The sequence below is a fragment of the Rhodococcus sp. 4CII genome (genome assembly GCF_014256275.1).
GTDB classification, from domain to species: domain Bacteria; phylum Actinomycetota; class Actinomycetes; order Mycobacteriales; family Mycobacteriaceae; genus Rhodococcus_F; species Rhodococcus_F wratislaviensis_A.
In genome coordinates this window covers 6101596-6122247 of record NZ_JACCFE010000002.1, presented here as the reverse complement: position 1 = coordinate 6122247, position 20652 = coordinate 6101596, and the positions used below count along the sequence as shown (strand labels likewise).

Annotated in this window: 19 protein-coding genes and 1 tRNA gene; 7 read left to right on the top strand and 13 right to left on the bottom strand. The window is 68.2% G+C overall.

Going from position 1 to position 20652, the window contains the following annotated elements; translation table 11 throughout:
• Positions 1-4: 4 nt before the first annotated feature.
• Complete coding sequence (locus tag H0B43_RS29125; RefSeq protein ID WP_185724756.1) at positions 5-2407, bottom strand: phosphoketolase; 2403 nt, start codon at positions 2405-2407, stop codon at positions 5-7.
• Between the two features lie 165 nt (positions 2408-2572).
• Between H0B43_RS29125 and H0B43_RS29120 the strand changes: the two genes are divergently transcribed.
• The 3 genes from H0B43_RS29120 to H0B43_RS42605 all read left to right on the top strand — a co-directional run bounded on the left by H0B43_RS29120 (position 2573) and on the right by H0B43_RS42605 (position 3766).
• Positions 2573-2645, top strand: a tRNA-Arg gene (locus H0B43_RS29120).
• Positions 2646-3011: 366 nt separating this feature from the next.
• Positions 3012-3359 carry an Ig-like domain-containing protein gene (locus H0B43_RS29115; RefSeq protein WP_252189684.1) on the top strand — a complete coding sequence of 116 codons (348 nt, stop codon included), beginning with the start codon at positions 3012-3014 and terminating at the stop codon, positions 3357-3359.
• Between the two features lie 278 nt (positions 3360-3637).
• A complete protein-coding gene (locus H0B43_RS42605; protein WP_282555427.1) occupies positions 3638-3766 on the top strand; it encodes a hypothetical protein in 129 nt (42 codons plus the stop codon).
• A gap of 337 nt (positions 3767-4103) precedes the next feature.
• On the opposite strand, the gene H0B43_RS29105 is transcribed toward H0B43_RS42605, so the two are convergent.
• From H0B43_RS29105 to H0B43_RS29050, 12 genes are all read right to left on the bottom strand, one after another.
• Positions 4104-5186: a tyrosine-type recombinase/integrase gene (locus tag H0B43_RS29105; RefSeq protein ID WP_312037627.1), complete on the bottom strand. Its 1083-nt coding sequence runs from the start codon at positions 5184-5186 to the stop codon at positions 4104-4106.
• Positions 5187-5372: 186 nt separating this feature from the next.
• Positions 5373-7031, bottom strand: coding sequence for an AMP-binding protein (locus tag H0B43_RS29100; protein WP_185724758.1), 1659 nt, complete (start codon positions 7029-7031; stop codon positions 5373-5375).
• Between the two features lie 54 nt (positions 7032-7085).
• Positions 7086-7874 (bottom strand): SDR family oxidoreductase, encoded by a 789-nt coding sequence (locus H0B43_RS29095; protein ID WP_185724759.1) that lies wholly within the window; start codon positions 7872-7874, stop codon positions 7086-7088.
• 11 nt (positions 7875-7885) lie between these two features.
• Positions 7886-8869, bottom strand: a complete 984-nt coding sequence (locus tag H0B43_RS29090; protein ID WP_185724760.1) for an NADPH:quinone oxidoreductase family protein — start codon at positions 8867-8869, stop codon at positions 7886-7888.
• A gap of 35 nt (positions 8870-8904) precedes the next feature.
• A complete protein-coding gene (locus H0B43_RS29085) occupies positions 8905-10005 on the bottom strand; it encodes an acyl-CoA dehydrogenase family protein (RefSeq protein WP_185724761.1) in 1101 nt (366 codons plus the stop codon).
• Positions 10002-11192, bottom strand: a complete 1191-nt coding sequence (locus H0B43_RS29080) for an acyl-CoA dehydrogenase family protein (RefSeq protein WP_185724762.1) — start codon at positions 11190-11192, stop codon at positions 10002-10004. The genes H0B43_RS29085 and H0B43_RS29080 overlap by 4 nt, the downstream gene beginning before the upstream one ends.
• 5 nt (positions 11193-11197) lie before the next feature.
• Positions 11198-11959 (bottom strand): 3-oxoacyl-ACP reductase FabG, encoded by a 762-nt coding sequence (gene fabG, locus H0B43_RS29075; protein WP_185724763.1) that lies wholly within the window; start codon positions 11957-11959, stop codon positions 11198-11200.
• A 10-nt stretch (positions 11960-11969) separates the two neighbouring features.
• Complete coding sequence (locus H0B43_RS29070; protein ID WP_185724764.1) at positions 11970-13004, bottom strand: phosphotransferase family protein; 1035 nt, start codon at positions 13002-13004, stop codon at positions 11970-11972.
• Entirely contained in the window at positions 12997-13779 is a 783-nt protein-coding gene (locus H0B43_RS29065) for an SDR family oxidoreductase (RefSeq protein WP_185724765.1), read from the bottom strand. The genes H0B43_RS29070 and H0B43_RS29065 overlap by 8 nt, the downstream gene beginning before the upstream one ends.
• 1 nt (position 13780) lies before the next feature.
• Complete coding sequence (locus tag H0B43_RS29060; RefSeq protein WP_185724766.1) at positions 13781-15031, bottom strand: acyl-CoA dehydrogenase family protein; 1251 nt, start codon at positions 15029-15031, stop codon at positions 13781-13783.
• Complete coding sequence (locus H0B43_RS29055) at positions 15018-15830, bottom strand: enoyl-CoA hydratase-related protein (RefSeq protein ID WP_185724767.1); 813 nt, start codon at positions 15828-15830, stop codon at positions 15018-15020. Before H0B43_RS29055 ends, H0B43_RS29060 begins: the two co-directional genes overlap by 14 nt.
• Positions 15827-16645: an SDR family oxidoreductase gene (locus H0B43_RS29050; RefSeq protein WP_185724768.1), complete on the bottom strand. Its 819-nt coding sequence runs from the start codon at positions 16643-16645 to the stop codon at positions 15827-15829. Before H0B43_RS29050 ends, H0B43_RS29055 begins: the two co-directional genes overlap by 4 nt.
• 162 nt (positions 16646-16807) lie before the next feature.
• Here H0B43_RS29050 and H0B43_RS29045 point away from each other — a divergent pair, with 162 nt between their 5' ends.
• From H0B43_RS29045 to H0B43_RS29030, 4 genes are all read left to right on the top strand, one after another.
• Positions 16808-17290: a MaoC family dehydratase gene (locus H0B43_RS29045; protein WP_185724769.1), complete on the top strand. Its 483-nt coding sequence runs from the start codon at positions 16808-16810 to the stop codon at positions 17288-17290.
• Positions 17291-17292: 2 nt separating this feature from the next.
• Positions 17293-18846: an AMP-binding protein gene (locus H0B43_RS29040; protein ID WP_312033651.1), complete on the top strand. Its 1554-nt coding sequence runs from the start codon at positions 17293-17295 to the stop codon at positions 18844-18846.
• A gap of 5 nt (positions 18847-18851) precedes the next feature.
• The gene (locus H0B43_RS29035; protein ID WP_185724770.1) at positions 18852-19859 is read left to right on the top strand and encodes an NADP-dependent oxidoreductase; all 1008 of its coding nucleotides are present in this window, start codon (positions 18852-18854) and stop codon (positions 19857-19859) included.
• Between the two features lie 122 nt (positions 19860-19981).
• Entirely contained in the window at positions 19982-20641 is a 660-nt protein-coding gene (locus tag H0B43_RS29030) for a TetR/AcrR family transcriptional regulator (protein ID WP_185724771.1), read from the top strand.
• Positions 20642-20652 lie beyond the last annotated feature (11 nt).

Below are 20652 nucleotides of genomic sequence, written 5' to 3'. Positions count from 1 at the left end.
AGGCTCACAACCACGTCCAGTCGCGCACCTCGGGCATGTCCTCGAGGTGCGCGACGACGTACTCGCCGTGCCGTTCGAGTTGCCTGAGGCAGAAGTCGGCCAGCTCGGACGCGCCGGCCGGTTCCCGCCGCGTGCGCCGCAGCGCCGCGAGAGCCAGGTGGTAGCGGCTCATCCGGTTGAGCACGACCATGTCGAACGGCGTGGTCGTGGTGCCTTGCTCACTGAAGCCGCGGACGTGGAAGCGGCCCGCCGCAGGGCGTCCGTGGATCAGTTCGTGGACGGCGCGCGAGTACCCGTGGAAGGCGAACACCACGTCGGTGTCCGCGGTGAACAGGTCGAGGAACGTCTGCGCATCGAATCCGTGCGGATGCTCGGTGGGCGTGAGCAACCCCATCAGATCGACGACGTTGACCACCCGAGTCACCAGGTCCGGGGTGTGCTCGCGCAGCAACTGCGCCGCCGCGAGGATTTCCTGGGTCGGAACGTCTCCGGCTGCCGCGAGCACGACATCGGGGTCGGTGCCCGCACCGGATTCGGTACCCGCCCATTCCCACACCGACGCCCCGGCCGCGCAGTGGGAGTGCGCTGCGTCCAGCGTCAGGTACTGCAGATGCGGCTGCTTGTCGACCACGATGAGGTTGACGTGATCGGTGCTGCGAAGACAGTGGTCGGAGATCGAGAGCAGGGTGTTCGAATCCGGTGGCAGCCAGATCCGGACCACGTCCGGTGCGAGCGGGATGACCGCGTCGATCATGCCCGGCCCCTGATGGGAGAAACCGTTGTGGTCGTTGCGCCAGCAGGTGCTGGTGAGCAGGACGTTCAGCGACGCCACCGGCGCGCGCCACGGGAGGTCCACCGCGTGCTGCAGCCACTTCGTGTGCTGGATGAGCATCGACACGCTCACCATGGCGAACGCCTCGTAGCTCGCGAACAGTCCGTGCCGCCCCGACAGCAGGTACCCCTCGAGCCACCCCTCGCAGAGGTGCTCGCTGAGCACCTCCATCACCCGGCCGCGGGCCGACAGTGCGTCGTCGTGGTCGGTGACCGGCAACTGCCAGCAGCGGTCGGTTTGCTCGAACACCGCACCCAGCCGGTTGCTCGACGTCTCGTCGGGGCAGAACAGCCGGAACGATCCGCCGCCGTCCGCGGTGGTGGTCGCGGCGTAGAGGTCGCGCAGCAGTTCGCCGAGCACCCGGGTCGTCTCGTGGTGCGTGGTGCCCGGTTTCTCGATCGTGAGGGCGTACTTCTCCAGCGACGGGACGGGAAGATCCGCCCGCAGACGCCCACCGTTCGCATACGGGGACGAACCCATGCGTTTGTCGCCCTGCGGCGCGAGCCGCTGCAGGTCCGGCACCAGCGTCCCCGACGAGCCGAACAGTTCCTCCGGCGAATACGACCGCATCCACTCCTCGAGTTGGCGCAGATGGTCCTCGTCGGTCCGGACCCCCGACAGCGGAACCTGGTGCGCCCGGTGCGTGCCCTCGACGAGCACACCGTCGACGATGTGCGGCCCGGTCCAGCCCTTCGGAGTCCGCAGCACGATCGCCGGCCATCGGGCGGGGCCGGGCCTGCCTGCCCGCGCCCGCCGCTGGAAGCCGGTGATCGCGGTGTGCGCGTCGGTCAGGGCGCGATGCAGCGCCGGGAAGACCTGCCGCGGGTCGTCGCCGGCGACGACGGTCGGCGCCCACCCCTGACCGCTGAGGAATGCTTCGACGTCGTCGTCGCTGCTGCGACCGTAGACGGTGGGCCCCGCGATCTTCGCGCCGTTCACGTGGAGGATCGGCAACACCGCTCCGTCGCGTTCCGGATTGAGGAACGCCGGGAGTTTCCACGAACCGGACAACGGTCCGGTCTCCGCCTCACCGTCCCCGATCACGCACGCCACCAACAGATTCGGATGGTCGAACGCCGCGCCCGCGGCATGGGCGAGCGCGTAGCCGAGTTCGCCGCCCTCGTGGATGCTCCCCGGCGTCTGCACGCTGACGTGGCTCGGGATCCCGCCCGGCGTCGAGAACTGCCGGCAGAGCCGATGGATGCCGGCGGCGTCGCGGGAGACACCGGGATACACCTCCGAGTACGTCCCCTCCAGGTAGGTGGCGGCGACGAGCGCCGGACCCCCGTGACCGGGACCCGTCACATAGAGGCAGTCGGTGTCGGTCCGGCGGATGAGACGGTTCAGCAGCGCGTAGATCATCGACAGCCCCGGACTCGTCCCCCAGTGCCCGAGCAGCCGCGGTTTGATGTGCTCCGGCCGCAGCGGCTCCCGCAGAAGCGTGTTGTCCTGCAGATAGATCTGCGCGACCGTCAGATAGTTCGCGGCCGCCCACCACCGCAGGTCCAGGTCGAGTTCGGAATCGGAATACTGCCCGCCCGCGTCCTGTGGGTCGACCTGCCGCACTTCGGTCATTCTCGACCCCTCCCCGAGAGTTCGCGAGCGTCCACGTCCCTCCGACACTAGGCCGGTTCGGGCCGCTACCGGGGCGAGTCCGCGAAGTAGGGGCCCGATTTGGTCGATCCCCCTACCCATGCGCTACCATTGGCCAGCCCAATCGGCACACCGGTTTTCCGGTGCGCCCCCGTAGCTCAGGGGATAGAGCGTTCGCCTCCGGAGCGAAAGGCCGCAGGTTCGAATCCTGCCGGGGGCACACGAAAAGGGCAGGTCAGAGGCTGTTTTGCTGAGTCGCTGACCTGCCCGTTGACTATCCGGTGATCATCGCCGTCCCCCTCAGAGCCGCGCGCCGAACGGTCGGTTTGGGGTATTGATGACGATTCCCTGCCCCGAGTAGCGTCAAATCTAGCGGCCCGGGCGGCCGTCGGGGATGTTGGATGGCGTGGTCGTCCGCTTCGCGTTTCATCCAGAGCGCGAATCGAAAAGGAGTGCGGTCATGATCACATTCGGAAGTCCAACGTCCAATTCACCGGGATCGACAGGCCAGGGAACGCAAGTTCGACGGAGACGAGCGCCACGGCTGAGAGCGGCAACGTTCACACTGGGAGCCGCTGCCACAGCGATGGTCCTCGCGGCCGCACCCGCCGCCGCAGTTGTTACCGCGACCACGGTGTCCGTGCAGGGCACAGCAGCGACCACCTGTCAGGTCACGCTGAACGCGAAGGTTACGCCCACACCCGTGGGCGGCACAGTGCAGTTCAGGGACGGCACGGTGGCGATCGGGGCCGCAGCGGCAGTCAAGGCGGACGGCACCGCCAGCGTCAACCACACCTTCAGCACAACAGGTGCGCACGTTATCAGCGCAAAATTCAACGGAGCCGCTGGCTTCGATGCCTCAACGTCTGCAAACCTGACCGTTAACGTGGGAATGGGACTAAATCTCGGCTCGATCTGCTTGCCAATCGGCTGAGCGGAAGTCCGGCGTTTGAACGCCTAAAGTCGTCGACCCTGGCCCAGGGCCTCAGGACCGCCCTTTGTGCGCCGGGGTCGGCCCGTGTTCGTCCACAACCACAGCCTTGTCCAATCCACACAGGAGACTTCACATTGGCGATCTGGCGCTGAACCTCAGGTGAACATCGCATCACTTCGGCCGCCGGTGACGGTGAAACGCCGGACATCAAGCTGCGGTCCCCACACAATGAGTGACGGCATGCGTTGAGGTGAGCGGCAAGCGTAAGGGCGACCACCGTGACGAACTCGACCGTTCGAGAGCAGTTGCTCCACGACGCGCAGGACCGCACGACCGAGATGCGCCGATGGTTGGATTCGGACACCTCGTCGTTGACGGCGTATCTTCGCGATGAACCGGTCGACTAAACGTGGCTGAATACCTACCAGCGCCTCAACCGCGAACTCATGTCAGCCGTCGGGAATGTGCAGGAGCAATCGCCGCGACGACGATGAACGCCGACCAACGCCGCGCGCTCGAACATGTGCGGGACTCGTGCGCAGTCCTCAAAAGCTTTATGCGCATCGAACACCAGACCCGCGTTTCGGTCCTGGTTTGTATGACACCTACCGGCAGCTCACCGGCGAACCCATGGATGCAGTAGTCGGGGCGAGATCGGCGGGCGTGCCGGAACACATCATTTTCGACAGCATTGAAACGTCCGGAATGATAATGCCGATTTACCAAGTAGGTCGGGGAATTAATTTAACCGATCAAACGAGGTGAGGGCTCATGTCGGCAGGTATCGATCTCAACGTAGCCGAGTCGTCCCATCAGTTCCTTCGTCGTCGCCCCTGCGTGAGCCGCCAGCGTCGCCCCAGTGTGCCGGAGGTCGTGAATCCTCAACGACGGCTTATCGATCCGGTCGGCGGCGAGCTTGAACGGTCGGCGGATATCCCAGTCGGGAATGAAACTGCCAGCGGCACCGGGAAACAGCAGCGCGTACGGATCGTCGTCGTCCAGATCGGCCAGGTGCGCCAGGATCGCCGGTCTGATGTGTGGGGGCACCGCGACGGTGCGAGTCCCCGCCCTCGTTTTCGGGGTGTCTACCATGGTCTGCCCGCTGCGGTGGCTCACAGCCCGCTCGACGCGCACCCACTCGGCATCCGGGCCGATATTCCTCCGCATCAGCGCCTTCACCTCACCAACCCGCAGGCCACACCAACCCATCAGCAGCACCGCCGCCCGCAGAGATTTCGGCATCTCCCACACCAGCGCCTGCAACTCGTCGGGTGAGAGCGGTTCGATCTCCCGAGTACTGCCGGTCTGCATCGCCTTCCGGATTACACACGGGTTGGACGGGATCACCTCGTCCTCGACGGCGGTCCGCAGGATGGCATGCAGCAGCGCATAGGCGTGGGCCTTCCGCGTCGGCTCGGTCTCCAGTTCGGCATGCCAGGCGCGTACCGCTGCGGGCGTGATCCGGGCCACCGGCAGCTCACCAAGACCGTGGTTGATGCGCAGGCGGAGTAGATCGGCGTACAGCTGCCGGGTGCGCGGCTTAGGGGTGCGCTGGGTCAGCCAGCGTTCGGCGTACTTCTCCAGGGTCATGCCGCGCTGGTCCTCGCTGCCCGGTGGCCTCCAGGTTTCGAGATCGATCTTGCGGCGCTCACTCGACAGCCAGCCGTCCGCGTCGATCGTGGCGGCGAATGTGTGCGGCGCCGCATAACGGACGAGATCCGGACCGACATAGGTGGCGCGGAACCTGCCCGACTTGAGTTCGAAGACGGAGCCCCACGAGCGTCGTTTCGCTGTCTTCCTCGGCTTGCCTGCCATCGTGCTGACCACTCGGCGTTGATCAACCGTTGATTACAGGTCCGCTCCCCTGCGTCCTGGTGCGGCTTCCTGCAGAGGAGGCGAAAGATCATCTGTCCTGGTCAAAGCGCATTCTACGCGTCTGACCAATACAAACACCACCGAGCAGAATGAGTTTCGAATCCTGCCGGGGGCACACGAACGGGACGGCGGCGGGTTTCAGGCCGGGGTGCTGAGGCGCATTTCGCGTCGGAGGATTTTCCCGCTGGCCGTCTTGGGCAATTCGCCGACGATCTCGACCCGCCGCGGCGCCTTGTAGCCGGCCAGCCGCTCCCGGCAGTACTCGACGAGGGCGTCCGGCTCCACCGACCGGCCGGGGCGGAGGCTGACGAACGCGGCGACGGTTTCGCCCCGGTAGCTGTCCGGTTCGCCGACGACGGCCGCCTCCCGGACCGCGGGATGCTGGTAGAGAACGTCCTCGACCTCGCGGGGCCACACCTTGAACCCGGACGCGTTGATCATGTCCTTCTTGCGGTCGACGACGTACACCCAGCCGTCGGCGTCCATGAATCCCACGTCACCGGTCAGCAACCGGCCGCCGGGCAGCGACTGCGCCGTCGCGTCGGGTTTGTTCCAGTACGCGGGCACGACCATCGGTCCGTCGACGACGATCTCCCCCACTTCGAGGGGCGCGAGGTCGTCACCGTCTTCCCCCACGATCCGGATCACGGCGGAGGGCAGGGGCAGGCCGATCGCCAGGGTGCCGGAGGTCGGATCGACCGGGGCCTCGAGACCGGGCGGGACGACGACACACGGTGCGCTGGTCTCGGTGAGCCCGTAGCCGTTGCGGATGTATTTTCCGGTCAGCTCGCGGAAGCGTTCGACGATGGCAGGTGGCAGTGGGGCGCCGCCGGACATCACGGCCTCCAGTGAGGCGAAGCGTGCACCGGAGAAATCGGGGTGGGCCATCAGCGCCATGTAGGCGGTGGACGGGCCGACCATGAACACCGGCCGCTCACGCTCGAGGGCATCGAGCACGACCCCGGCCTCGAACCGGTACGCGAGGATCAGCGGTGACGCCAGGTCGATCGCGGTGAGCAGCTGGCACACCATGCCCGTGATGTGGAACAGCGGCGCGAGCGCGAAGATCGGCGAGCCGGCGGGTTTGTCCTCGTACAGGCGCAGGATCGCGCAGTTGACGGTGAGATTCCGGTGGGTGTTGGTCGCTCCCTTGGGAACTCCACTCGTTCCGGACGTGTAGGACACGAGCGCGATGTCATCCGGAACCAGACCGGGATCGGGCACGCCCGAGCCGGCGCGTGCCCGGGCCACCTCCAGCAGGTCGGGCACACCCGCGCTGCGGACCCGCGTCACGCCCCCGAAGAGGCGCGCGTCGTCGGAGGTCTGGATGTCGAGTTCGCAGGCGGTCACCGCGATCCGCACGCCCGCGGCGGCGGCCCGCTCCCCCACCCGCTCGGCCCACGCGTTCTCGCTGCACACGATCGCGGTGACTCCGGCGTCGGTGAGGATGTGGGCGAGTTCGTCCCGGTACATCGGGTTCAGCGGGACGACGGTACCCCCGGCCTTCCACGTGCCGATCAACGCCAGCACGAACTGCGGGACGTTCTGCAGGCAGATCGCCAGCCGATCCCCTGCCCCGAATCCGTTCTCCACGAGGTACGCGGCCAGACCGTCGCTGAGTTCGTCGACCTCGCGGTAACTCAGGGTGCCGCCGAGGTACCGGATCGCGGGCCCGTCCGGGGCGGACCGGACCGCGGCGGCGAACACGTCGAGCGCCGTCCGTGCGGGAATCTCCCCCACCGCACGCGTTCTCTCGTCGTACCGGTCCATCCAGGGCCTGTCGTCGTACCAGCTCATCGCCGCCGTACCGCCTCTCGCTCGCTTCCGTGTTCCGACTGGTTGACCGGTTGTTCAGCGTGTTCCCGACATCCCGCCGTCCACGGGGATCACGGTTCCGGTGAGGTACGCCCCGGCACGTGAGGACAGGAAGATCGCGGTGCCCGCGGCGTCCTCCGGTGTGCCGACGCGGCCGAGCGGAACGGAACCCTCGATCGCGTCCTTGCGCTCCGGGTCGTCCAGGATGAAGGCCATCATCTTGCTCGGGAACGGTCCCGGCGCAATGGCATTGACGGTGATCCGCTCGGCAGCGAGTGTCGCGGCGAGCTTGCGGGTGAGCAGGTGGACCGCGGCCTTGCTCGCCCCGTAGGAGAAGTTGTCGGTGCCGGACACGACGAGTCCGTCGATCGATCCGATGTTGATCACCCGGGCCGGGTCGCCGTCCGTCGCCGCGGCCCGCAGATTCGGCAGCAGGGCCTGGGTGAGCAGGAACACGCCCTTGACGTTGATGTCGAAGATCTTGTCGAATCCGCCTGCGGGGAACTCGTCGATCGGCGCACCCCACGTCGCGCCGGCGTTGTTGACGAGGACGTCGAGCCGGGGCGACAGCTCGCCGACCCGTGCGACGAGGCCGGCGATCCCCTCCTCGGTCGACAGGTCGGCGGGGTGCGCGTGGCACGTCCCCGGCCCCTGGGCCGACAGTTCGGCGGCGGCCTTCTCGCATGCCTCGGCCTTGCGTGCGGAGATGACGACCGTGGCCCCGGACTGGACGAATCCCTCCGCGATCATCCGGCCTATGCCCCGCGAACCCCCGGTGACCACCACGGTCTTGCCCGTGACGTCGAACAGTGACCCGGCATCCATGTGCGTTCCTTTCAGGGTTGGAAGACGAGGCGGCCGACGGTACTGCCGTCCCCGAGCCGGCCGAGGCCGTCGGCCACGTCCGCGAGCGACAGTCGTTCGCTGACGAGCGGCCTGATGGCACCGGAGTCGGCGAGGCGCGTGAGTTCCTCGTGGCAGTCGTCGATCGCCTGCTGGTTGTACTGCTTGTACAGGCCCCAGTGCAGTCCGATGATCGAGTAGTTCTTGATCAGGGCGTGGTTGAGGCCGGGTGTCGGGATGGTGCCGCCGGCGAAGCCGATGATCAGGATCCGGCCTTCGAAGGCGATGCATTTGGTGGACTTGGTGTAGGCGTCGCCGCCGACCGGGTCGTAGACGACGTCCGCTCCGCGTCCGCCGGTGAATTCCTTCACGAGCGGAACGAAATCGTCGGTGCGCCGGTCGATCACCAGATCCGCTCCCAGCCTGCGGCAGTACTCGACCTTGTCGGGGCCGCCGACCACGCCGATCACCTTCGCGCCCGCGGCCTTGCCCAATTGCACTGCGGCGCTGCCCACTCCGCCCGCGGCGGCGTGCACGAGCAGTGTCTCGCCGGGCTGCAACCGGGTGCGGCGGTGAAGGGCGAACCAGCTCGTCTGGTAGCCGATGCTCAGCGCCGACGCCTCGGCGTCGTCGAGTGCGGACGGGGCGGCGAACGTGTTGACCTCATCCATCACGGCCATCTCGGCGAATCCGCCGCCGGGCAGGTTCGGGTTGCCGATCACCCGCTCGCCGACGGCGAAGCGGGTGACGCCGTCGCCGACCGCCACCACCTCGCCGCACAGTTCGACGCCGGGTGTGAACGGCAGCGGTGGCGTGATCTGGTACTCGCCCCGGCACAGCAGGACGTCGGGGAAGTTGGCCGGCGCGGCCAGAACCCTGACCAGTACCTGGCCGGGACCGGCTGTCGGGTCCGGGACCTCCTCGAGTTGCAGCGCGCTGCGTGGTTCGCCGAGTTCGTGGACACGCCATGCCTTCATGTATTGCTTCCTGACTGTCGGTGGTGCGGGTTCGGTTACGCGGGCAGGTCGATCAGTCCGGCCAGGTGCGCGCGGTGCCGGTACGCGGTGCCCAGCGCGAGTTGATCGCTCTTCGCTCTCTTCAGGTACAGGTGGGCCGGGTATTCCCAGGTCATGCCGATTCCCCCGTGCAACTGGACGCACTCCTCGGCGGCGTGGACCGCGACGTCGCTGCAGTAGGCCTGTGCGACGGCAGCGGCGACCTCGGCGTCCGCGTCGCCGCGGGCAGCGGTGTCCGCGGCGTAGCGGGCGGCGGCGGCCGCGGAGGTGACCTCGAGCCACAGGTCGGCGAGTCGGTGCTTGATCGCCTGGAACGAACCGACGGCCCGGCCGAACTGCGTGCGGTCCTTGACGTACGCGAGGGTCGTCTCGAAGCACCACTGCGCGAGTCCGAGTTGCTCGGATGCGAGCAGGGCGGCGCCGACGACGAGCGCCTCACGGACCGCTGCCGCGGCGTCGCCGTCGTCGATGCGGGTGGACGCGGCGCCGTCGAACGCGACATCCGACAGGGGCCGGGTCATGTCGAGCGCGAGTACCGGTGTGACGGTGACGCCGGCGGTGCCCGCGGGCACCGTGTGCAGTTCGAGTCCGCCGGGACCCACGGCGGGCACGATCAGGAGGTCGGCCTCCGACACACCCGCGACACTGGTGACGGTGCCGGTCAGACGGTCGCCGTCCCGGCGCACGGTCGGGGTGAACCGGCCCGGTGCGGTCGCGAGCCCGACCGTGAGGGCACCGGTGGTCGTCCCGTCGGCGAGCGCGCCGACGGTGCGCGTGTCTCCCGCCTTCAGCAGCGCGACCGTCGCGAGGACGGCGCTGGACAGATACGGGACGGGCGCGACGGCGCGTCCGATCTCCTCCATGACCACCGCGGCCTCGCGGGCGCTCGCTCCGGCGCCGCCCAGGTCCTCGGGGACGAGCAGTCCCGCGAGTCCGAGTTCGACGGCGAGGGATTTCCACACTCCGGAGAAGTCGGCAGGCGCCCGGTCGTATGCCCCGACCACCAGTTCGGGTGGACAACGGTCGGCGAGGAGGCGGCGGACGGAGTCGCGCAGGGCGTCCTCCGTGTCGGAGTACAGCAGATCTGCGGTGCTCATCGGGGCAGGTCCTTCCAGGCGATGTCCTTGTCGACGCGGTGCTCCGGCGGGAGACCGAGGACGCGTTCTGCGATGACGTTGCGCAGGATCTCGGACGTGCCGCCCTCGATCGAGTTGCCTTTCGCGCGCAGGTACCGGTAGCCCGGTTCGCGTCCGGTGAAGTCGACCTTGTCGGGGCGGCGCATGGTCCAGTCGTCGTACCGCAACCCGGCCTCGCCGTGGAGTTCGATGTCGAAACCCGAAATGGTCTGCGCGAGCCGGGCGAAGGCCAGCTTCAGCCCGGATCCCTCCGGGCCGGGCTGACCGGCCTCCAGTTGCTGTCGCAGGCGTTCCCCGGTCAGCCGGGCGACCTCCGCCTCGACCCACAACCGGAGCAGTTCGTCGTGCATCGCGGGGTCGCGGAGGTCGGGGTGTTCCCGCCAGGCGCGGGCGACGGGTCCGATCATGCCGCTCTCGCGGGCGGCCGCGGAACCGCCGATCGCGACCCGCTCGTTGTTGAGGGTCGCGGTGGCCACCTTCCAGCCCTGTCCCTCGTCGCCGAGCCGGTCGGCGTCGGGAATGTGGACGTCGGTGAGGAACACCTCGTTGAATTCGGCCTCGCCGGTGATCTGCCGCAGCGGCCGGACGTCGATGCCGGGGTCGCTCATGTCGCACAGGAAGTAGGTGAGTCCGGCGTGCTTGGGGACCGTCGGATCGGTCCGGGCCACGAGGATGGCCATCTGCGCGTTCTGCGCCCCCGACGTCCACACCTTCTGCCCGTTGACCGTCCAGCCGTCACCCTCACGGACGGCTCGTGTCGCGACCGCGGCGAGGTCGGAGCCCGCCCCCGGTTCGCTGAACAACTGGCAGTAGATGTGCTCGCCGGTGAAGATCGGCCGAAGGTATTTCTGCTGTTGTTCCTCGGTGCCGAACGCGGCGATGGTCGGCGCGGCCATGCCCAATCCGATTCCGTTGCGGCCCTTCTCCGGACCGGGCGCCCCCGCCGCCTCGAGTGCGGCGTCGACCTGCGCCTGGAAGCTCTGCGGCAGACCGAGACCGCCCCGCCCGGGCGGGAAGTGGACCCACGCGAGGCCCGCGTCGAATCGGGCCCCGAGGAACATGGCCGGATCCGACAGGTCGTTCTGCTCGACGAGTGTCGCGACGCGATCGTGGAGATCGCGTGCGATCGCCTGTTCGTCAGTGGTCATGTTCCTCAGTCCTTCGGTCCGCCGGCCACGTAGATCACTTGCCCGGACACGAATCCGGCACCGTCACTGGCCAGGAACGACGCCGTGTTGGCGATGTCCTCGGGCTGCCCGACCCGATTCACCGGGATCTGCGATGCCGCCGCCTTCTTGAAGTCCGCGAAACCGACGCCCACCCGCTCCGCGGTGGCGGCGGTCATCTCGGTCTCGATGAACCCGGGCGCGATCGCGTTCGCGGTGACGCCGAACTTGCCCAGCTCGATGGCGAGAGTCTTGGTGAAGCCCTGCATCCCGGCCTTGGCCGCGGAATAGTTGACCTGCCCGCGGTTGCCGAGCGCGGAGGTGCTCGACAGATTCACGATGCGGCCGAACCCGGCATCGACCATGTGCTGCTGCACCGCCCGCGACATCAGGAACGCGCCGCGCAGGTGCACGTTCATCACCGCGTCCCAGTCGTCGACGGTCATCTTGAACAGCAGGTTGTCGCGGGTGATCCCGGCATTGTTGATCAGGATCGTCGGGGCGCCGAGGTCGGTCGCTACCCGCTCGACGGCCGCGGCGACGGACGCCTCGTCGGCGACGTTCGCACCCACCGCCAGCGCCTCGCCGCCGACGGACTTGATGGCGTCCACCGTTGCCGCGCAGGCGGACTCGTCGAGGTCGAGGACGGCGACCGCGTGACCGTCGCTCGCCAGTTTCTTCGCCACCGCGGCACCGATACCCCGCGCCGCGCCGGTGACGATTGCCGTTCTCTTCATGAAGTTCTCCATCGTTGTCGGTTCAGATCCCGGCCCGGGCGGCGACGTCGCACGCCTTGGCCACGAGGGCGTCGATGCGCTCGACCGTCGGCGTGCCCGCGGGCGCCTTGTTCTGCGGTTCGTCCCGCGCGCGTCGCATCACGCCCTCGGCGATGACCGCGACCTTCCACAGGCCGAGGACATGCCAGAAGGCCAGCGCGTCGGGGTCGCGCCCGGTCTCCTCGAGATACACCGCGGCGATCTCCACCCGGTCCGGGAAGCCGTCGAGGGTGGACGCCGGGAAGTCGCCGCCGGTTGTCTCGCCCGGCTCCGGCCAGTACGCGAGCAGGCTGCCGACGTCGGCGAGCGGGTCGCCCAGGGTGCACAGCTCCCAGTCGAGGGCTGCGGTCACCGCCCCGCTGTCGAAGGAGGTGATGACGTTGCGCAGATGGAAGTCGCCGTGCACGAGCGTCAGTTCCCGCTGCTCGGGGACCGCGGCTCCGAGTCGCCGGGTGAGGTCGTCGAGGGCGGGCAGTTCGCGGGTCTTCGATTTCTCCCACTGGCCCGACCACCGCTTGAGCTGACGCTGTGCGTACGGCTTGTGGCTGGCCAGATCGGTCAACCCGGTCCGGTCGAGGTCCACCGCGTGGATCTTCGCCAGGGTCCGCGGCAGCGAAAGGCCGATCGCCCGGCGACGCTGCGGCGTCAGTCCTTCGGCGATCGACATGCGATCGACCACCTGTCCGTCGACGAATTCCATCAGCAGCAGCGGTACGTCCGTCACGTCCGGGTCGTCGGTGAGACCGAAGACCCGGGGAGTGGGCACCGGGGTGTCTTCGAGGGCGGACAGGATCCGCGCTTCGCGGGCGACGTCGTGCGCGGACGCGAGGAGGTGTCCGAGGGGTGGGCGCCGCAGCACCCATCTGCGACCCGCCCGGTCCTGCACGAGGTACGTGAGGTTGGACTGGCCGAGTCCGATCCGGTCGAAGGTCAGCGGTTCGGCGCATTCGATGCCGAGTGTGCCGAACCACCGGCTGACGGCTCCGGTGTCGATGCCGACGACGTCCACGCTAGACACCGAGCTGGGCTCCCTGCCGGAACGGGAGCGCGTCGCCGAGCAACTGGCCTCCGTCGACCACCATGGTTTCGCCGGTGATCCAGCTCGCGGCGTCGGAGACGAGGAACGCGACCGCGGACGCGATGTCCGTGGGTTCGCCGATCCGGCCGAGTGCGGTCGACGCCGACACGGCCTGCTCGTGTTCCTTCCAGAGGGCCTCGGCCAGCTTGGTGCGCACCACACCGGGTGCGACGGCGTTGACCCGGACCTTCGGCGACAGTTCCAGTGCCAGTTGCTTGGTGAGGTGGATCAGCGCGGCCTTGGACGCGTTGTACACGCCGATGTCGGCCTCGAACGCCATGCCGCCGATGGAGGCGGTGTTGACGACGGCGCCGCCGTGCTCGCCCATCCACGCCTTCGTAGCGAGCCCGGTCCACATCACCGGCGCCCACAGGTTCACGTCGAAGGTCTTGGCGAAACGGGCGTGGTCCTGGTCGATGACCGGCCCGTACGAGGGGTTCGTTCCGGCATTGTTGACCAGGATGTCCAGGCTGCCGAACCGTTCGAGGGTGAGGTCGATGCAGCGCCGGGCGGCGTCCTCGTCGACGGCGTGGGCGGCGACACCGATCGCGGTGCCCCCCACCTGGGTAGCGGCGGCGTCGGCGGAGTCTTGCGACCGGGAGGTGAGCACCACGTTGCCCCCGGCGGCCGCGAGGGCCTGGGCGACGGCCAGGCCGATGCCCCGCGAGGCGCCGGTGACGATCGCGGTGCGTCCGGTGAGGTCGAGTCCGGCCATGTCAGCTCACCGCAACCTTGTGTCCGTTGGTGGCGGTGACGGCGGCGTCGCGGTACTGCCGCAGTTCCTGACGCGCGATGGCGCGCTTGTGCACCTCGTCGGGACCGTCCGCCAGCCGTAGCGTGCGCAGGTGCGCCCAGGCCATGGCGAGGGGGAAGTCGTCGGTGACGCCCGCACCGCCGTGCACCTGGATCGCCCGGTCCACGATCTTCAACGCAATATTGGGGGCGGCCACCTTGATCGCCGCGATCTCCGTCCGCGCTTCCTTGTTGCCCACGGTATCCATCAGATACGCCGCCTTCAGCGTCAGCAGGCGGATCATCTCGATCTCGATGCGCGCCTCCGCGATCCAATCCTGGATGTTCGCATTCTCACTGACCGGTTTCCCGAACGTCACCCGCGACGAGGCCCGGCGGCACATCAGCTCCAGCGCCCGTTCCGCCATCCCGATCGCCCGCATGCAATGGTGAATCCGCCCCGGACCCAACCGGGCCTGGGAGATCGCGAAACCTTCCCCCTCCCCTTTCAGCACGTCGGTCACCGGCACCCGCACATCCGCGAAATCGATCTCCGCATGGCCCTCCCGGTCCTGATACCCGAACACGGGCAGACCCCGCATCACCGTCACCCCCGGCGCGTCGATCGGCACGACCATCATCGACTGCTGCCGATGCGGCGCCGCCGACGGATCCGTCTTCCCCATCACGATGAGGACTTTGCAGTTGCGGTGCAACGCATTCGACGCGAACCACTTCCGGCCGTTGAGCACGTACTCCGCACCGTCCCGGACCATCGACAGCTCCACGTTCGTCGCATCCGAACTCGCCACCGCGGGCTCGGTCATCGCGAACGCCGAGGCCATCGTCCCGTCGAGAAGCGGCTTCAGGTACTTCTCCTTGTGCTCGGCCGTCCCGAACAGCTCGAGCACCTCCATGTTGCCGGTGTCCGGAGCATTGCAATTGCACGCTTCCGACGCAATATGACTGCGCCCCATGATTTCTGCCAACGGCGCATACTCGAGGTTCGTCAGTCCCGCACCCGTCCCCGGATGCGGATGGAACAGATTCCACAAGCCCCGGCGCCGCGCCTCCGCCTTCAACTCCTCCAGCACCGGCGGCTGGAAATGCGGATCCCCCGACTCCCGCATCTGCTCCTCGTACACCGCCTCCGCCGGATACACATGCGAATCCATGAACTCCAGCAGATCGGTCTGCAGTTGCTGGGCGCGATCCGAGATGTCAAACAGGGACATGGGAACTCCTGACGGGTAGTGAGCGAAACATGGGTGGGCGCTTGTCGAGGTGACTCTGTACGCCCTCGACGAGATCGGCCCCGCGGAACGCCTGCAACATCAGGCCCTCCGCTCGGGCCACGGATTCGGTGTAGGTGCCGTCCGAGTCATTGTGCAGTTGGTCCTTGATGACGGCCATCGACGTCGGGGAGCAGTGCGTCGCCAGCGCCTCCGCGTAGGCGACCGCGGCGTCGACGACCGAACCGTCCGGCACGAGATGGTCGACGAGTCCGATGCGCAGCGCCTCCTCGGCGTCCACCATGCGGCTCGACAGCAGCAGGTCGGTGGCCCGGCCGCGTCCCACGAGCCGGGGCAGCAGCCACGAGATGCCGTATTCGGCGATCAGCCCGCGCTTGGCGAAGGCGGTCGTGAACCGGGCCGAGGCCGAGGCGAACCGGACGTCGCAGTAGAGGGCCTCCACCATCCCGAGGCCGGCCGCGACCCCGTTGACCGCTCCGATGAGCGGTGTGCGCAGCGTCGCCGGAAGGTCGCGGGGCCGCGGCCGGCGAAGGTCCGCGTCGGAGACGTCGCCGACGGCCTGCAGCCGCCCGAGGTCGGCGCCGGCGCAGAACCCGCGCCCGGCTCCGGTCACGACGATCGCGCGTACGCCGGGGTCGTCGTCGGCGTCGGACAGCAGCGTGAAGTACCGATCCTCGAGATCGTCGGTCCAGGCGTTCAGCTTGCCCGGCCGGTTGAAGGTCAGCAGTTGGACCTGCCCGCGCCGCTCGGCGAGGACCAGGTCCGCGTGCCCGGGGGTCACGCGTGCTCCAGCAGCGAACTCTGATAGCGGCGCATCCCGCGCAGCCAGCGGTCGTAGTCGGACCCCTTCTGCCGGTACATGGTGAGGACGCTCTCGTGGGGCAGGATCAGGAACGTCTCGCGGTCCACGGCACCGAGCACGATGTCGGCGACCTGCTCGGGCTGCAGCACGTCGCCCGCCGACACGACGGCCCGGGTGGCGGCGACACCGAGTGGATCACCCGAGTTCTCGCCGGAGCGCATCAGCGTGGTCTCGACCCCCATCGGGCAGAGGCAGCTGACCCTGATTCCCTTGTCGCCGTAGGTGACCGACAGCCATTCGGAGAACGCGACCGCAGCGTGCTTCGTGACCGCGTACGTGGCCGAGCCGATCTGGGTGAGCAGGCCCGCGGCGGAGGCGGTCGACACGAAGTACCCCTCGCCGCGCTCGACCCACCTCGGCACGAGTTGCCTGGCGGCGCGGACGTGGGCACGAATGTTGACGTCGAACGCGAGATCCCAGTCGGCCTCGTCGGCGTCGAGGCCGGGCGCTCCCGCGACGCCCGCGTTGGCGAAGTAGAGATCGACCGGGCCGAACTCGGTCTCCGCGCGCTCGATGATGCGCCGAATCTGCTCGGTGTCGGCGACGTCGGCACCTTCGGCGAGGGCAGACCCGGGATGGTGTTCGTTGATCCGGTCCGCAACCGCGGCCGCTGCGGTCGGGTCGAGATCGGCGACGAGAACCTTGGCGCCCCGGTCCGCGAGACGGTCGGCGATGGCCCCGCCGATACCACCCCCACCGCCGGTCACGATGGCGACCTTCTGTGCAACCTTCACGAGGTGTCCTCTCCTTCGCCGTGCATTGTGACTCGGGTCTCTCTTTTGTATAGTTGAATCCGTCGTCAAGTTCAAGTGTCGGGGTTCAGATCACACCTCTAATTCCGACCCGGCCAACGTGACACATCCAGGCCCTGCACCACTCGGAATTGAGGGAGACAGATGACCGACACCACCGCACTGCCCGTTCGTCCGGCGAGCTTCGACGAGCTCACCGCGCTGATCGGCAAGGAGCTGGGCCCCACCGACTGGCACGACGTCACCCAGGAACGCGTCAACGCCTTCGCCGATGCGACCGGCGACCACCAGTGGATCCACATCGATCCCGAGCGCGCCGCGGCCAGCCCGCTCGGCGGCACCATCGCGCACGGCCTGTACAGCCTGTCCCTCGGACCGGCGCTGTCGGCGACCCTGCTGCGATTCGACGGCTTCGCGCACAGCCTGAACTACGGCTACAACAAGGTCCGTTTTCCCGCGCCGGTGCCGGTGGGTTCTCGCATCCGAATGCGTGCCACCGTCCAGTCCGCCGAACAGGTCGGCGGCGGCATCCAGGTGACGATGAGGCAGGTCGTCGAGCGCGAGGGTTCCGACAAGCCGGTGGTCGTGTCCGAGTCCGTCGCCCGCGTCGTCGAGGCCGGACAGTAGCCGTGGGTACTTCACAACCGCCCGCGGTCAACAAGTACTCACAGGCGAATGTGCTCGATCCGGTGTCCCGGCACGCGGACGCCACTCCCGGCAACATCGCGCTGCGCGGCGCGGACAGCACCCTGACCTACGGACAGCTGCGCGACGCGAGCACCCGGTATGCGGGAGCGCTCAGGGACGCCGGCCTGTCCCCCGGCGACAGAGTTCTGCTGGCCGCACCCTCCGTACCCGAGTTCGTGGTGGCGTATCTGGGAATTCAGGCTGCCGGGTGCGTCGTGGTCCCGGTGAACACGATGTCGACCCGGCCCGAGGCCGAGTACGTACTCACCGACGCCGGCGTCGCGCACGTCATCGGGTGGCACGAACTCGGGCCCGCGATCGGCGACGCCGCGGCTGCCCTGGACATCCCCGTCTGGACGCTCGCACCGGGCACGCTCCCGGACGCCGAGCCCGTCACCCCGGCCGAGCGGAGCCGGGACGACACCGCCGCCATCCTCTACACGTCCGGCACCACCGGCCGGCCCAAGGGCGCGGAGCTGACGGTCGGGAACCTGTTGTCCGGCGGCGAGATCGGCGCCGAATGCAGTCGCGGGTCGAGCCACGACCGCACCGGCACGGGACTGCCCCTGTTCCACGTCTTCGGCCAGTCCTCGGTCATGATGGCCACCTTCACCGGTGGCGGGTCGCTGTCGCTGCTGGCCCGGTTCGATCCGGCCGCGATGCTCGCCATGCTGCGCCGGGACCGGCTCACGATCATGGCCGGTGTCCCGACGATGTGGAATGCAATGCTCCATGCCGCGGGCGGTGCGGACTCGCAGGACTTCACCCAGCTCCGCATCGCCATCTCCGGCGGCGCGTCGCTGCCCGGCGAGGTGGCCCGCGAATTCGAATCGCGCTTCGGGTGCAGCATCCTCGAGGGGTACGGACTCACCGAGACGACCGCGTTCGGAACGTTCAACGACATCGACCGCGGCGGAAAGATCGGCTACACGGGACGGGCGGTGCCCCGGATGCAGGTCGAGGTGCGGGACCACGACGACGTCGCCTGTCCGCCCGGGACCGTCGGCGAGGTGTTCGTGAAGGGCGCGACCGTGATGAAGGGCTACTGGAACCGGCCCTCCGACACCGCGGCCGTCCTGGACTCGGACGGCTGGCTGCGCACCGGCGACCTCGGCGAGATCGATGCGGACGGTGACCTGCGGATCGTCGACCGGGTGAAGGACCTCATCATCCGCGGCGGCTACAACGTGTACCCGAGCGAGGTCGAGGAGGTCCTGTACACGCACCCCGAAATACTCGAAGCCGCCGTGGTGGGCGTTCCCGACGACCACTACGGCGAGGAGGTGGCCGCCGTGGTGGCCACCCTCCCCGGGTCCGGCCTGGACGGCGGCGAGTTGACGAGGTGGGCGCGGGAACGACTGTCCGCATACAAGATTCCCCGGATCGTAGCGATCGTCGATTCCCTCCCGAAGGGGTCGACCGGAAAGATCCTCAAGCGGTCGATCGACAGGACTGCTCTGAGAAACGACGCACTGACCGCAGAACCCGAAAGGTGAACATCGTGACATCCGTGAACAGGCAGGTCCGGCTGGCGAAGCGTCCGGTCGGCCGTCCCGACGACTCCACCTGGGAGATCACGTCCGAACCGATTCCCGAACCCGCGGACGGCGAATTCACCGTGAAGGTGGACTACGTGTCCCTCGATCCCGCGATGCGCGGATGGCTCGACGACGTGAAGTCGTATGTGCCTCCGGTGGCGATCGGTGAGGTGATGCGCACGCACGCCGTCGGCCGGGTGGTCGCGTCGAAGAACGCGAAGTTCCCGGAGGGGCAGCTGGTCTCCGGACAGTTCGGCGTGCAGGAGTTCGCGCTCTCCGACGGCCGCGGTGCTCTCGCCGTCGACGAATCGCTCGCCCCGGCACCGACGTGGCTGGGTGCCCTCGGTTTCCCCGGTATGACCGCTTATTTCGGCCTCACCGACGTCGGAAAGCTGGAGAAGGGTGACACCGTGCTCATCTCCGGGGCCGCGGGAGCCGTCGGGAGCATTGCCGGGCAGATCGCCAGGCTGAAGGGTGCCACCGTGATCGGCATCGCCGGTGGCCCCGAGAAATGCGCGTGGCTGACCGGCGAACTGGGTTTCGACGCGGCGATCGACTACAAGTCCGAATCGGTCGGCAAGGCCCTGCGCACCGCCGCGCCGGACGGCATCGACCTCTATTTCGACAACGTCGGCGGCGAGATTCTGGACGCCGCACTGGCCCGCCTCCGCAAGAACGCCCGGGTCGCGCTGTGCGGTGCGATTTCCGGATACAACGCCACCGACCCCCAGCCGGGCCCCTCCCGGTATCTGTCGCTGTTGGTCAACCGTGCGTCGATGACGGGATTCATCGTGTTCGACTACCTCGACCGGTTCCCCGAGGGCATGGAGGCGATGTCGGAGTGGATCCGCGCCGGGGAGATCGTGACCCGGGAGCAGGTGGAGACCGGGGGCGTCGAGGCGTTCGGCCGCACCCTCAATCTGCTGTTCGACGGCGCCAACACCGGAAAGCTGGTGCTGAAGATCAGCTGACCGCACGCTCGACAGGCTCGTCGCGGCCGCCACCGTACCCCGGTGACGGCCGCATTCGTGTTCGGGGCAGAAATCGGTAGAACGGCGTTGTATTGAAAACTTGAGCGTTCTAGGATTGGGGTATGGCGAAGGTCGAGTCCGATTCGACGGCCCCAGGCGGATCCGGAACCCGCCGGTACCGATCTCCGCTGCGCCGGATGCAGGCAGCTCAGACGCGGGCGGTGGTACTCGACGCCGCCACCCGAATGTTCGCCGAGCGCGGCTGGGTCGGCACCGGCATGAGGGAAGTTGCGCGGGACGCGGCGGTGTCCGTCGAAACCGTCTACGCGACGTTCGGATCGAAGGCCGGCCTGTTGAAGTCGGCGCTGGAGACCGCCGTCGCCGGCGACGACGAGGAGGTGCCGTTGGCCGACCGGCCCGTCTATACGGCGATCGGTACCGGCCGCACCACTGGCGACCGCATCGAGATGAGTGCGCGCATGGTTGCCGGTATCAACGAGCGCAGCTATCGCCTGGCAATGGCAATCCGCCAGGGTGCGACGACGGATGACACGCTCGCAGCGGTCGCTGCCGAACTGGAGGGGCAGCGCAGGCGCTCGGTCACCGACGTCGCAAACCTGATCGTGGGCCGTCCCGCCCACCCAGGTCAGGTCGACGAACTGTGGCTCCAGACCCACGACCAGGTCTACGCCCTGCTCGTGGACGAATGCGGGTGGAGTCGTGTCCGCTACGAGTCATGGCTGATAGACCGCATCGAAGAAATCCTCGACCGCCCGGTGTGACACCAGGGCAC